This window comes from Arthrobacter sp. P1_D4 (assembly GCF_056406115.1).
Window position 1 is genome coordinate 64,456 of sequence record NZ_JBFUAU010000016.1, and the last position, 13,490, is coordinate 77,945.

Annotated in this window: 10 protein-coding genes and 1 tRNA gene; 8 read left to right on the forward strand and 3 right to left on the reverse strand. The window is 66.6% G+C overall.

The features are described 5' to 3' along the window. Positions 1 to 25: 25 nt before the first annotated feature. Complete coding sequence (locus tag AC1D0A_RS15825) at positions 26 to 1,414, reverse strand: flavin monoamine oxidase family protein (protein WP_476942817.1); 1,389 nt, start codon at positions 1,412 to 1,414, stop codon at positions 26 to 28. 194 nt (positions 1,415 to 1,608) lie between these two features. Between AC1D0A_RS15825 and AC1D0A_RS15830 the strand changes: the two genes are divergently transcribed. After that, a complete protein-coding gene (locus tag AC1D0A_RS15830) occupies positions 1,609 to 2,301 on the forward strand; it encodes a TetR/AcrR family transcriptional regulator (protein WP_243178170.1) in 693 nt (230 codons plus the stop codon). 193 nt (positions 2,302 to 2,494) lie between these two features. On the opposite strand, the gene AC1D0A_RS15835 is transcribed toward AC1D0A_RS15830, so the two are convergent. Next, positions 2,495 to 2,577: transfer RNA gene (locus tag AC1D0A_RS15835), tRNA-Leu, on the reverse strand. Between the two features lie 385 nt (positions 2,578 to 2,962). On the opposite strand from AC1D0A_RS15835, the gene AC1D0A_RS15840 reads away from it, so the two are divergent. The 7 genes from AC1D0A_RS15840 to pknB are packed head-to-tail and all read left to right on the forward strand — an operon-like array spanning position 2,963 to position 12,725. Continuing rightward, positions 2,963 to 3,712: an FhaA domain-containing protein gene (locus AC1D0A_RS15840; RefSeq protein ID WP_243178169.1), complete on the forward strand. Its 750-nt coding sequence runs from the start codon at positions 2,963 to 2,965 to the stop codon at positions 3,710 to 3,712. Then, on the forward strand, positions 3,709 to 4,191 hold the full coding sequence (locus tag AC1D0A_RS15845; RefSeq protein WP_018775647.1) for an FHA domain-containing protein FhaB/FipA: 483 nt from the start codon (positions 3,709 to 3,711) through the stop codon (positions 4,189 to 4,191). The genes AC1D0A_RS15840 and AC1D0A_RS15845 overlap by 4 nt, the downstream gene beginning before the upstream one ends. A gap of 2 nt (positions 4,192 to 4,193) precedes the next feature. Further along, positions 4,194 to 5,996, forward strand: coding sequence for a PP2C family protein-serine/threonine phosphatase (locus tag AC1D0A_RS15850; protein ID WP_476946269.1), 1,803 nt, complete (start codon positions 4,194 to 4,196; stop codon positions 5,994 to 5,996). Continuing rightward, a complete protein-coding gene (locus AC1D0A_RS15855; RefSeq protein ID WP_028278228.1) occupies positions 5,993 to 7,438 on the forward strand; it encodes an FtsW/RodA/SpoVE family cell cycle protein in 1,446 nt (481 codons plus the stop codon). Before AC1D0A_RS15850 ends, AC1D0A_RS15855 begins: the two co-directional genes overlap by 4 nt. Further along, complete coding sequence (locus AC1D0A_RS15860; protein WP_243178167.1) at positions 7,435 to 8,892, forward strand: peptidoglycan D,D-transpeptidase FtsI family protein; 1,458 nt, start codon at positions 7,435 to 7,437, stop codon at positions 8,890 to 8,892. Before AC1D0A_RS15855 ends, AC1D0A_RS15860 begins: the two co-directional genes overlap by 4 nt. After that, positions 8,889 to 10,733: a protein kinase domain-containing protein gene (locus AC1D0A_RS15865; protein WP_476946270.1), complete on the forward strand. Its 1,845-nt coding sequence runs from the start codon at positions 8,889 to 8,891 to the stop codon at positions 10,731 to 10,733. Before AC1D0A_RS15860 ends, AC1D0A_RS15865 begins: the two co-directional genes overlap by 4 nt. A 6-nt stretch (positions 10,734 to 10,739) precedes the next feature. Continuing rightward, complete coding sequence (gene pknB / locus AC1D0A_RS15870; RefSeq protein ID WP_476946271.1) at positions 10,740 to 12,725, forward strand: Stk1 family PASTA domain-containing Ser/Thr kinase; 1,986 nt, start codon at positions 10,740 to 10,742, stop codon at positions 12,723 to 12,725. Positions 12,726 to 12,788: 63 nt separating this feature from the next. Here pknB and AC1D0A_RS15875 read toward each other — a convergent pair whose 3' ends face one another. Further along, complete coding sequence (locus AC1D0A_RS15875; RefSeq protein ID WP_028278232.1) at positions 12,789 to 13,430, reverse strand: anthranilate synthase component II; 642 nt, start codon at positions 13,428 to 13,430, stop codon at positions 12,789 to 12,791. Positions 13,431 to 13,490: the final 60 nt, after the last annotated feature.

The following is a 13,490-nucleotide window of genomic DNA, read 5'->3' on the forward strand; positions in this document are numbered from 1 at the left end:
CATTCAACTGAATTGTTGGGATTTTCTAAGAGGCGACGGACGCGCGGTCCGCAGCAGCGACGATCCGGGCCGCCGTGAGCTGCCCCATCCGGACGGCGCCGTCAACATGCTGGTAGCCCTCGGCCGCAAGGTCCGAGCAGGACCAGTAGATCGGTCCGACCGGCGTCAACTGGTCCTTGCCGTAGCGGTGCAGTCCGCCAAGATCGTAGCTGGCGGCGTAGGCCCCCCTGGTCCATTCCTCCGAACCCCAGTCGGACTCGTAGTAGACCTCGGGCTCCAGGGCCTTTTCGCCGAGGAAGGACGCAATCGATTCGAGGATGGTGCGGCGGCGGTCCTCCGCGCTGAGCTCGAACATGGCGTCGGCCTTCTCATCCGAGACAAAGCCCACCAGAGTGCCGCGCGGGTCCTCGTGGTTGGTGTTGTCGTAGACCTCCTGCACAATGGCGCCGGCGCCGAAGGCGGTTCCGGACAGGCCGTCTTCGCGCCAGAACGGGCTGCTGTAGACGGCGTGGACCTTAATGACCAGGCCAAGTGACTGGTGCTGGTGCATCTGGTGCTGGCGGCGGGGCAACGGCGGGTTGAAGGACACCCGGGTGTAGAGGTTCGGCGGCACGGCCATGATGACGAAACGTGCGTTCACCGTGGCCCGGTCGGAGACAGCAGTGACACGGTAGCCGCCGCTCGCGTCATCGGCCCAGTTGATGGTGCGGACCGGGCTGCCGAGGACGACGTCGTCGCCCAGTTCCGCGGCCTGCAGCAGCGAAACCTGCTGCATCCCGCCGACAACCCGCTTGTCCAGGATGAAGTCCTCATCCGTGAGGTTGGTGAAGGACCCCGCCGAGGCAGCCATGAGGACGGCCTGCAGGGCGGAGAAGGCGTGGGCCGGTTTGGTCAGCATGCCGCCGGCGATGAACAGGCCGATGTTGTTGCAGGCTTCCTCATCTGTTGAGTTCTGCCGCAGCCAGTGGTGAAAGGAGATGGTGTCCAGCTCGCGGGCCTTGGGGTGGGCCCACGGCTCCTCGGGAGCCATCTCCGCGGCCAGGGAGTCCAGCAATGCCGTGAGCTTGTCCATTTCGACGGCGGTGGTTTCGCTGACCGGGAAGGTGTCACCGGTGTACAGGGTGCGCTTGCCGTCCGCGCCAATGTAGACGGATTCGCCGTCGCGGTAGCGGGAATAGGTCTGCAGTCCGAGCTCATCCAGGAGCCCCAGGAGCCCGGTCTGGTCCGGCGAGACCCACTGGCCGCCGATCTCGAGCATGGCCCCGTCAACCGTGTCGGTCCAGGTCCGGCCGCCCACGCGGTCCCGCGCCTCGAGCACCGCCACACTGAGTCCGGCCTTTTTCAGCTCGCGGGCGGCGGTCAAGCCTGACGGGCCGGCTCCTACGATGACGACGTCGCGGTCAAGTTCCAGCATGATGTTCCTCCCCGTGGCCGCTAGAGTGATGCGGACCACAAAATGAATGACGTTCATTTAGAATGATAGACGGTCCACACGCTTCGGGGAAGACCCTCCGCCTAATGAATTTCGCCCGTAAAGTAGGGGCAGAACGGGCTCACCCCCAACCCGCCAGCCAAACCGAGAAGCCAAGCAGAGAAGAAAGGGCCGGAATGACGGCAGCAACCAGCGCCCCCGCCGATGCGCACGGCCCCGCCGCCGGGCCCCGCCGCCGCGCGGGACGGCCCGCCGCGGCCGTGCTGGACCAGCACGGCATCACCGTGGCGGCCCTGGAGCTGATTGGCAAGAGCGGCTACGACGGGTTCACCATGGCTGCCCTGGCGCGGACCCTCAACGTGGCTCCCTCGGCGCTGTACAACCATGTCTCGTCCAAACGGGACGTGCTGGTCCTCGTCCAGGACCACTTGACCTCGTTCGTGGACGTCACCGCCTTCGAGGCCGGGGACTGGGAACAGGCCGTGAGGGATTGGGCCTGGAGCTACCGCGATGTATTTTCCAAGCACACCCCGCTGATTCCCGTCATTGCCGTACTGCCCGTGACCGACGCGCCCAAGACACTGGCCATGTACGAGGCCGTCAGTGCCGGTTTCAGCCGCGCAGGCTTTCCGCAGGAGCGCATTGTCCCGGCCATCGTCGCGATCGAATCGTTCATCTTTGGCTCCGCCTACGACGTCACGGCACCCGCGGACATCTTCGATTCCGGCACCATGGCCGCGTCGACACCGCATTTCACCGCCGCCGTCCAGCGGCTGGCCGGGGAAGGCCATGAGAAACCGGCCGACGTCGCTTTCCGGCTGGGACTTGAGGCACTTCTCGCCGGGCTCGGGGCGCTGCGGGCAGCCTAGCGGTCCAGCAGCAGTAGTCCACCGCGGAGTTTCCCCACTTTTGACAGACCGGCGCCGCACCACACCGGCGGGTCGGCGCAACACGCCGGAGGAAGCCTTCGAATGTGGGGAAACCGGAAAACCCCGACGCCGGTTCTCCCCCGTGGGTTAAACAAAAGAACCCCGGTCCAAGACCGGGGTTCTTTCGATTGCGTGCGCGAGGGGGGATTTGAACCCCCACGCCCTTTCGGACACTGGCACCTGAAGCCAGCGCGTCTGCCGTTCCGCCACTCGCGCGCAACTTCTTCCACTCGGATAGGGCCGGTTTCCCGGACCGCCAACCTCGTAAAAGCAGCGAGATCAAGCATAACGGACAACTGCCGGAAAACACCAATCGAGCCCCAGAGCCCCCTGATTGGGGTCGTTTGCCGGCCACGTTTGCCCCGCCGGCGGACGTCACGCGGGGACCCCGCCGCGGCCGTCCCGGCGGCGGTGTCCGCGCACGTCAGGGCGCGGCGGGCACTCATTTTGACGTCGCCCCGGCGGCGTCCGTTGAGGCCATTCCCAGACACGCCCAGTAGTATCTGATGTAGGAGTGTCCGCTGAGCGCGGGCTCGCAAAAGTTGGAAACCGAGTTCCGGAACGAACGCTGCCCCGCAGCCACCAGGAAAGGAGAAGGACCATGGGATTGCTGGACAAAGTCGAGCGCGGCATCGAAAAGGCCGTCCGCGGAGTCTTCTCCACCGGTTCCCGCGCCCAGGTTGAGCCTGTCGAGATCGCGAGCCGCCTCCGCACCGAGGTGGACAACAAGGCCATCACGATTGCCGCGGGACGCACCCTGGCCCCTAACGTTTTTGACGTACTCCTCAGCAGCGATGACTTCCAGCGCGCCCAGGAATGGGGCACACCGCTCGCGGAGGAGCTGTGCGACGTCGTCATCAACCATGTCCGCAGCCAGGGGTACACCCTCCAGGGCCCGGTCCGGATCAGTTTCCGCCGCGATGAGGAGCACCGCGCCGGGAATTTCGACATCACCTCGCGGACCGAGAAAGCCTCCGCCCCTTCCGTCCCGGCTCAGCCGGGCATTCACGGCAATGTACCCGCGGCTCCGACACGCCAGCCTGCACAGCTTCAGCCTGTACTGGACATCGACGGCCAGCGCTATTCGCTGAACGCGCCCTCAATCGTCCTCGGACGGTCCTCCGAAGCAGACATCCTTATTGACGACACCGGCGTTTCGCGCCGCCACCTGGAAATCCGGACTGGGCCTGGCACGGCTCAGGCGATCGATCTCGGCTCCACGAACGGCAGCTACGTCAACGGCCAAAAGATCGTAGGCAGTTCGGAGCTTGCTGACGGCGCCACGATCATGATGGGACGAACCAAAATCATCTTCCGCCTACTGCCCGCCCACCCAGGCGGCCGCGCATGAGCGAATTGACCATCACGGCCCTGCGTTTCGGGTTCCTCATCCTCCTGTGGGTGCTGATCTTCAGTATTGTCTCGGCCATGCGCCGCGACCTGATGATCGGCCGCAAGGCGGCGGCCGGTGCCCCCACGGCACGCCAGGTGCGCAAGAATCCTTCCCTTGCCGAACCGCCGCCGGCCCCCGTCAAACAGCAGGCCCGCCAGCTGATCGTGACCGAGGGACCGTTGAAGGGCACCACCATCGCCCTCGCGGCGAGCCCCATCCTCCTGGGCCGGGCACAGGAAGCCACCCTGGTCCTGGAGGACGACTACGCCTCGGGCCGCCATGCCCGCCTGTTCCCGCAGGGCAGCCGCTGGTTCATCGAGGACCTCGGCTCCACTAATGGCACGTATCTGGCAGACCAGCAGCTGACCCGGGCCCTCCCGGTGGAGCTGGGCGTCCCCGTGAGAATCGGCAAGACGGTCATCGAATTGAGGCCGTAGCCGTGGCTGCCCCGGAATTTCCCGCAGACAGGGCCGAAGGCAAGACAACTGCCCCGAAGCGGCCGCTGATCATGCGCTACGCCGCGCGCTCAGACGTCGGCCGCATACGCGCCAAGAATGACGACTCCGCCTACGTCGGCCGGCACCTCGCCGTCGTTGCCGACGGCATGGGTGGCCATGCCGGCGGCGACGTCGCCTCTGCCGCGACCGTCCTGGACATGATCCATCTGGACCATGACGACTACGACGGCGACCCCGGCACCGTCCTCGCCGACGAAATCCAGACGGCCAACTCCCTGCTGTCCGAACTGGTCCACATGAATCCCAAGCTTGCCGGGATGGGTACCACGGTCACGGCCCTGCTCCTCGCCGAAGGAAAGCTCCACTTCGCCCACATCGGCGACTCCCGGGCCTACCGGCTGCGTGACGGCGAGTTCGAACAGGTCAGCGTCGACCACACCTTTGTCCAGCGGCTCATCGATGAGGGCCGGCTCCGCCCCGAAGAGGCCGAAACGCATCCGCACAAGAACGTCCTCATGCGCGTGCTGGGGGACGTCGATGCCAGCCCGGAGCTGGATCTTGACACACTGGCTGTCCAGGCCGGGGAACGATGGCTGCTCTGCTCGGACGGCCTGAACTATGTGGCCGGCCACGTCGTGGAGCGCACCGTCCGGGAGACGAAGGACCTGGGCGAATGCGCCGAACTGCTGGTTGAACTCACGCTGAAGGCCGGCGCCCCGGACAACGTGACCGTGGTGGTACTCGACATTGCCGAGCCGACCCGTGATGACGTCCGGACCGCCGCCGTCGACGTCGTGCCCGCGCCCGCAGCGGCCGCCGGGACGTCAGCGCCCGCGGCCCCGGCCGGAACCCTGGCCGGGTCCCTGGCCGGCAGCACCGTTGGTGCCGCGAAAACCCCCGGCGGGTCCGTAAAGAAGGACAACTCCGCCCAAGACACCGGGTCCGCCGCGCTGGCCACCGCGGCAGGAGCCTCAGGGCCGCCGCCGGCCGACCCCGCCCCAGGGTCCCCGGCCGACGGCAAGCCGCCGGGCGCCGCCGCACAGAAGGCTGCCGAGGGCAAGGAGCCCGAGACCACCACCGACCCGCATCTGGGTGAACATCTCTCGGCCGAAGTCCTGCGGGAAGAACTCTCCATGCGCCCGCACGAACTTGTCGGGGCCGCCGCCGCAGCGGCGGAATCAGGTTCCATTCCTTCCATCGCCGGACGCACCGTGGCCCGCCGCGCGGCCACGGTCCTCACGCACAAGTCCGAACAGGACCGCGAGGAGGCCGACGACTTCAGGCCCGCCGGACGGCCGCGCCGGTGGCTCACCGTATCCATTGCCGCCGCGATCGTCGCGCTGCTCGCCGTCGGACTCTGGCTTGGCTACGCCTGGACCCAGACGCGCTACTACATCGGCGAACACGATCAGCATGTGGCCATCTTCAACGGCGTCTCCCAGCGTCTCGGGCCCATCCAGCTTTCCACTCTCGAAGCGGTAACCGATATCAAGATGTCCGACCTTCCCGAATTTTCGCAGCAGCGGGTGCGCCTGACTGTGCCCGCCCGCGACCTCTACGACGCGCAGCGAATCGTCAAAAACCTGGAACGCACCGGCACGACCGCCCCGGCCGATGAATGCCTCACCCCGTCCCCCGCAGCGACGGCCGCCGGCGCCACCCCCTCCCCCGGCAGCACGGCCAAGCCGGGCTCCACGGCGTCGCCAAGTGCCACAGCCTCCCCTGGAGCGGCCAAGCCGTCGCCATCCGCCACCCCGACTACGAATTGCGAGGGGGCCAAATGACACCCATCGACCCCGTGCCCAGGCCACGACGAAACGTGGAGCTGGTCCTCCTGGTCCTCGCCCTCGCCGTAGGGATTGGTGCCCAGGCGCTCGTGGGCGTGGACCGGCAAAAAGCGTTCGACACCGACTTCTGGTTTCAGTCCGGACTCCTGGCGTTGGCCGCCCTCGCCTTCCATGTGGTGCTGCGGCTCCGCGCAAAATATGCCGACCCGGTAATACTTCCGCTCGTGGTCGCCCTTAACGGGCTGGGCCTGGCCATGATCCACCGGCTGGACAGGGTAGGCGAAGACACCGGCAACAACCAGCTGCGCTGGACCCTGGTGGCCATGGCGGTCGCGATCGCGGTCATTTGGTTCCTCAAGGACCACCGGATCCTGCGCCGCTTCACCTATATCTCCCTGGCCATCAGCGCCGTGCTCCTCATCCTGCCGCTGGTTCCCGGCATCTCCGCCGGAGAGGTCCTGGGTGCCAGCGTCTGGATCAAGATCGGTTCCATGACCTTCCAGCCGGGTGAAATCGCCAAGATCACGCTGGCCATCTTCTTTGCCGGCTATCTGTCGTCGAACCGGGACCTGATCCTGCTGGCTGGCCGCAAGATCGGCCCGGTGCAGTTCCCACGGTTCAAGGACATGGGCCCCATGATCACCGCCTGGCTCGTGAGCATCGGCGTGCTGGTCTTCCAGCGTGACCTCGGATCCTCGATCCTGTTCTTCGGCCTGTTCCTCGTCATGATCTACGTCGCCACGAGCCGCATCAGCTGGGTGATCATCGGCCTTGTGTTGATTGCCGTCGGCGGCTTCGTCGCTGCCCGCGTGTTCTCGCACGTGGCCCTGCGGATCGACGGCTGGCTCAACGCGTTCACCGATGAGGTCTACGGCCGGCAGTTCGGCGGCAGCCTTCAAATTGTCGAGGGCTTGTTCGGCATGGCCAACGGCGGACTGGTCGGCACCGGCCTCGGCCAGGGCCGGCCCAACCTCGTCCCCTTCGCCAACAGCGACATGATCATTGCCTCCTTTGGTGAGGAGCTGGGCCTGATCGGCGTCTTCGCGATCGTCCTGATGTACCTGCTGCTGTTCACCCGGGGCTTCCGCGCCGCGCTGGGCACCCGCGACGCGTTCGGCAAACTGCTCGCCACCGGGCTCTCCTTCGCGATCGCGCTGCAGTGCTTTGTGGTGATCGGCGGCGTGACGCGCCTGATCCCGCTGACCGGACTTACGACGCCGTTCCTCGCCGCCGGCGGGTCCTCGCTCCTGGCGAACTGGATCATTGTGGGTCTGCTGCTCATGATTTCGCACTCCGCGCGCGGCCCGGTGGATACAACGCCACTGCCGCCCGGCCAGGAACCCGGTGCGCGCAAGAACTTCCCCGTGCTGCCTGCCAAACCGGCGCCGGATCCCCGAAACAGTCCCGACGCACCCACCGAGGCGGTGAAACAGCTGTGAACCAGGCCATCCGCAATTCATGGATTGCCGCCATCGCGATGTTCGTGCTGGTCTTCGGCGCGCTCAGCTATGTGCAGGTGGTTGGCGCCGACGAGCTTAAGGCCAACGCCTGGAACAGGCGCGCCATCCTGCAGAACTACTGCAACGACCGCGGTGCGATCATTGTCGGCGGCACCCCGGTGGCAGAGTCCGTGCCCGCCACGGAGAGCTGCAAATTCCAGCGGACCTACTCCCAGCCCGAGCTCTACGCGGGCGTCACCGGCTACTTCTCCAAGAACTACGGCCTCACCGGACTCGAGAAGTCGATGAACGATGTCCTGGCCGGCAGTTCGGACCAGCAGTTCCTGGACCGGGTGGGCCAGTTGTTCCTCGGCAACCAGCCCAAGGGCGCGTCCGTGGAGCTGACCCTGGACCCCAAACTCCAGAAGCTTGCCTACGACCTCATCCCGGACGGCATTCGCGGGCACATCGTGGTCACCAACCCGAAGACCGGCGCGGTCCTGGCCATGGTGTCCAAACCGTCCTATGACCCCAACCTGATTGCCACCCAGGACCCGGCCGCCGAACAGGCCAATTACACCGAGCTGAACCAGGTCCCCGGGATCAACCTGAACCAGAACGTCTCTGGACCCACGGGCGAGCTGCTGGCACCGGGATCGGTGTTCAAGCTCATTGACACATCTGCGGCGCTGAAATCGGGCAAGTACAACAAGGACAGCGACCTGCCCAACCCGGCCGAGATGTCCTTCCCGGGCATCGACTACAAGCTGCCCAACTACGCGGGCGGCAACTGCTACACGCGCACGACGGCGTCGTTCGCGTTTGCCCTGCAGCAGTCCTGCAACACACCGTTCGCCAGTATCGCACTGGACCTGGGGCAGAAGGCCATCGGGGACGAGGCGGAGAAATTCGGCTTCGGCCAGGACTTCGGCGACCAGCTCAAGCTGGACAGCGCCCCAAGCTTCTTCCCGAGCGAACCGCTGGACGACGCCGGGCTGGCGCAGTCCTCGATCGGCCAGCGCGACGTCCGCGCCACACCGCTGCAGATCAACACCATGACGGCGGCGATCGCCAACGACGGAGTACAGATGCAGCCGAACCTGATCAAGGCCGTACGCGCCCCTGACCTGCGGACGATCAGCGAACCGAAACCCCAGGCCCTGCGCACCGCCACGAGTCCGGAGATCGCACGGCAGGTCAACGAGTGGATGGTCAGCGTCGTCGACGACGGCATCGCACACCGTGCGGCCGTGCCCGGTGTCCAGGTGGCCGGCAAGACCGGTACCGCAGAACTCGGCAACGGCCTGAACAATTCTTGGTTTACCGGGTTCGCCCCGGCAAATGACCCGCAAGTGGCCGTCACCATCGTCATGGAAGGCGTAGACATCACCACTGGCGCAAATCTAACCAGTCCGAACGCGAAGAAGATTTTTGAGGCGGTGTTGAATAAGTGAGGCCTACTTCGGGAATCACCCTCGGCGGCAGATTCCAGCTGACCACGCGCATTGCGATCGGCGGCATGGGAGAAGTCTGGAAAGCCAAAGACCTGATCCTTGGCCGCATCGTCGCCATCAAGGTGCTCAAGGAGGAATACACGGGCGACCCCGGATTCCTGCAGCGCTTCCGCGCCGAGGCACGCCATACCGCCCTGCTGAACCACGTGGGCATCGCCAACGTCTTCGATTACGGCGAGGAAGAGGGTTCCGCCTACCTGGTCATGGAACTGGTTCCGGGGCAGCCGCTGAGCAGCATCATCGAGCACGAACAGGTGCTGTCCCCGGACCGCACGCTTTCGATGATCGCGCAGACGGCGCGGGCCCTGGCCGTCGCGCACGCGCAGGGCCTCGTGCACCGCGACGTCAAGCCGGGGAACCTGCTCATCACCCCCGACGGCCGCGTCAAGGTCACCGACTTCGGCATCGCCCGCCTGGCCGACCAGGTTCCGCTGACCCAGACCGGCCAGGTGATGGGCACCGCCCAGTACCTGGCACCCGAACAGGCCACGGGGCAGACTGCCACTGGAGCCTCGGACATCTACTCCCTCGGCGTGATCGGCTACGAGTGCCTCACGGGCCACCGGCCGTTCTCCGGGGAATCCCAGATCGCCATCGCGCTGGCCCAGGTCAACGACGCGCCTCCGCCGCTGCCGGACACACTGCCCAGGCCCGTCCGCGCCCTGCTGATGTCCATGCTGGCCAAGGATCCGAAGAACCGCCCGGCCGACGCCATCAAGCTGTCCGAGGCGGCCGAGGCCATCCGCAACGGTGATATCGCCGCCGCACACGCAGCCGTACCGGGCATGCTGCTTTTCGAGGCAGCCACCGGGCCCATCACGGCCCCCGTCGACGTCCCCACAGCGGCCACCAGCGTCATTGGCTCCAGCGCCGCGGAGGACAAGTCGACGTCGGCGACGTCCGCGCTGCCCGTCGTGGGCGCCGCCGGTGCCGGTGCAGCCGCCGGCCTGGCAGCCGGCGCTGCCGCAGCCAGCGGCTACGGCGCCCGCAACGCCCTCAACCGCGCCGACGCCCTGGCGGCCGAGCGAAGCTGGGTGCAGGAAGAGGAGGAAGAAGACTACGACGAGCCGGAGGAGGAGCCGAAGCGCCGCGGACGCAGCCCGTGGACCTGGCCGCTGATTGCGTTGATCCTGCTGGTGGTGTTCGTCCTGGTCGGTGTGGTCCTGAGCCAGGCCGGCAGTCTCTTCCCCTCGCAGGGTCCGGCCACGAGCAGTGCCACGTCCAGCATCGCGAAACCGAGCAGTGCCACGCCGTCGGCGTCGTCGGCTTCCCCGACCGAGACGCCCACCCCCACGCCCAGCTCCCCGAAACCCACCGAATCCACCCCGGCAGCGGTCAACCTGATCCCGGATGCCTACCTGGGGCGGCCGTACAACGATGTCCGCAACGAGCTGATTGGCAAGGGGCTGCAAGTCACCGGTGTCGAGGTCGTCAACGACGCGACGCCAGGCACCGTCACCAACATCGATCCCTCCGGTGCGGTCCAGCCGGGCACCACCATCACCGTCAGCTACTCCAAGGGCCCGGAAATGGTCGAGGTCCCGTCCATCAAGGCGGGCGCCAGCGAGGCTGAAGCCCAGCAGGCCATCCAGGACGCCGGGCTGCGCTGGGCCAAGGGAGCCGACGTCAGTCCCACGAACAAGAACGAAGATCCGGGCACGTTCGTGAGCTCGCAGCCTCCTTCCGGGTCCAAAGTGACCGCCGGAAGCGTCGTGACCTACCACCTCGCCAAGGCCACGGCCACAACCCCTTCACCGTCACCTACCAAGTCCGGACCCTAAACGATCATGAGCAATACACCCCGCACTCCGTCGCACAGGGAGGAACGCCCGGCGAACACGCAGCGCGTCCTCAGCGGGCGCTATGAGCTGGGTGAGCTGATCGGCCGTGGCGGCATGGCGGATGTTTTCCGCGGCCTCGATACCCGGCTGGGACGTACCGTGGCCGTCAAGCTGCTGCGCCCGGACCTGGCCCGGGATCCGCAGTTCCAGGCCCGCTTCAAGCGCGAGGCCCAGGCTGTCGCGGCACTCAACCACCCCTCGATCGTGGCTGTCTTCGACACCGGGGACCACGCGGTCCCCGGTGACCACGACGACAGCGTCCGGGTGCCCTACATCGTGATGGAGTTCGTTTCCGGCAAGACCATCCGCGACATGGTGCGGGCCAAGGACGTCACCATCGACCAGGCGATCGACTTCACCCTGGGCGTGCTGTCCGCGCTCGATTACAGCCACAAGGCCGGGATCGTGCACCGCGACATCAAGCCCGCCAACGTGATGTTTTGCCCCGATTCAAACAGCGTCAAGGTCATGGACTTCGGAATCGCCCGCGCCATTGCGGATTCGTCCGCCACCATGACGCAGACGCAGGCCGTCGTCGGCACGGCGCAGTACCTGTCCCCGGAACAGGCCCGGGGCGAAGCCGTCGACGCGCGCAGCGACCTGTACTCCGCCGGATGCCTTCTCTACGAGATGCTGACCGGCCGGCCGCCGTTCATCGGCGACAGCCCCGTCTCCGTGGCCTACCAGCACGTTCGTGAGATCCCCGAGCCCGCCAGCAGCCTCAATCCCGACGTCTCCGCCGCGCTGGACAGCGTGTTGATGAAGGCCCTGCAGAAGAACCGCGCCGACCGTTTCCAGGACGCCGCCGCCTTCCGCCGCGCCCTGCGGGCCGCGCGCAGCGGCGTTCCGGTCACGGCGCCTTCCGCCAGCGAGGCCCCCACCGACCCCACCAACGAGGTTCCCCGGCACGACCCCCTGGCGGCCACGGCAGCTTTCTCCCTGACCGGTGCCAAGTTCCTCGACGATTCCCCCGGGGGCCGGCTGCGGCCCGCCGAAGAAACACCCGACGACGAGGAAGTGCTGCAGCCGGCGGGCACCGAACTCTATGGCATTGCGGACACCGGCAGCCTGCCGCTGGCGCTGCCGGTCGAACGCGAGCACACCCCGCGCCAGAAGACGCGCCGCCGCACCTGGATCGCAACGCTCGTAGTCCTCACACTGCTGGTGCTGGCCGGCGGCGGCCTCTGGCTGTACAACCTCATGAATCAGGCCCCGCCACAGGCAACCAAGGTACTGGTTCCCACTGTCACGTCCCTGACGGAATCAGAGGCCCTGCAAAGGCTGTACAACGCAGGTTTCAAGCCACAGCTCCAACGGCTGCAGCACGAGAGCATTCCCAAAGGCACCGCGATTGGCACCGTGCCGACGTCGGGGAGTTCCATGGCCGCCAACTCGGACATCATCCTCAACATCTCCGAGGGCCCCAGCGCGATTACCATCCCGACGGACCTGCCCGGCCGGACCGAGGCGGCAGCCCGCGATCTTCTCCACCAAACGGGGCTGACTGGCGCCCTCACCACCAAGATGTCCAACAACCCCACGGTTCCGGTCGGCATTGTCATCACCACCAACCCGGCCCCGGGCCAGGTTGTGGCCGTGGCGGACGCGGTCGAAATCGTCGTCTCCACCGGCAAGGTGGCTGTGCCGCAGCTGATCGGGCTGCCGCTGGCGGAGGCGGAGGCGAAACTGAAGGAACAGGGCCTGGTGCTCAAGGCCACCGAAGTGGAGAACACCCAGGTGGCTCCGGGCAAGGTGACAGGCCAGGCCGATGCCGCGGATTCGCTCGTCGAACAGGGCAAGACCATCACCGTGACCGTGGCGAAGGCACCGGCTCCGCCGCCGCCCCCGCCGTCGCCCACGCCCACGCCGACGCCGACGCCGACCAAGAGCGCGTCCAAAGAGGACGCGGCCCTGGGCGGCCTGTTCCCCTAACCCAGTCGGGAAAAACCTAGGGTGCCGGCTGCCGCCGCGCCGGCGCATTCAACGCCTGGCGGGTCAGTGCTTGATGAGCGGGCTCAGGTCTGCTGCCCGTTCGGCAGCGCCCGCCATGCCCAGTGACTCCAGCCAGTTGCCTAGCATCTGGTAGCCGCCTTCGGTCAGGACGGATTCCGGGTGGAACTGGACGCCGCACAGCGGGGCGGTACGGTGCTGCAGGCCCATCACCACACCGGTGCCCGTCTCCGCGGTGATCTCCAGTACCTCCGGGATGCTCTCGCGGACAGCGGCCAGCGAATGGTAGCGGGTGGCCGTGAGGGGCGAGGGGAGCCCCGCAAAGACGCTGGTTCCATGGTGTTCGACGAGGGAAGTCTTGCCGTGCATCAGTTCGGGAGCGTGCGTCACGGTTCCGCCGTAGGCCTCCGCCAGCGCCTGGTGCCCCAGGCAGACACCCAGCATGGGCTTGTCGTGGCTGCCGCACCACTTGATCAGCTCAATGCAGACGCCGGCCCCGGCTGGATTCCCCGGACCGGGAGAGATGAGGACCCCGTCCCGCGCCTCGGCCATTTCGATCGCCTCGGCAAGCGTGACGTCGTCGTTGCGGACTACGGTGGTCTCCGCACCGAGCTCCTGGAGATAGCCGACCAGGGTGTAGACAAAGCTGTCGTAGTTGTCTACGACCAGGATCTTGGTTGTGCTCATGGGTGCCTTGCTGAACCAATCGTTGAATCTGTTAACTGGGTGAATTGCGCCAGCCAGGGA

Bases quoted from the DNA above. Each gene is read 5' to 3' on its own strand.
- AC1D0A_RS15875 (WP_028278232.1), bottom strand. From the start codon at position 13,430: ATGAGCACAACCAAGATCCTGGTCGTAGACAACTACGACAGCTTTGTC.
- AC1D0A_RS15830 (WP_243178170.1), top strand. From the start codon at position 1,609: ATGACGGCAGCAACCAGCGCCCCCGCCGATGCGCACGGCCCCGCCGCC.
- AC1D0A_RS15855 (WP_028278228.1), top strand. From the start codon at position 5,993: ATGACACCCATCGACCCCGTGCCCAGGCCACGACGAAACGTGGAGCTG.
- AC1D0A_RS15840 (WP_243178169.1), top strand. From the start codon at position 2,963: ATGGGATTGCTGGACAAAGTCGAGCGCGGCATCGAAAAGGCCGTCCGC.
- pknB (WP_476946271.1), top strand. From the start codon at position 10,740: ATGAGCAATACACCCCGCACTCCGTCGCACAGGGAGGAACGCCCGGCG.
- AC1D0A_RS15845 (WP_018775647.1), top strand. From the start codon at position 3,709: ATGAGCGAATTGACCATCACGGCCCTGCGTTTCGGGTTCCTCATCCTC.
- AC1D0A_RS15825 (WP_476942817.1), bottom strand. From the start codon at position 1,414: ATGCTGGAACTTGACCGCGACGTCGTCATCGTAGGAGCCGGCCCGTCA.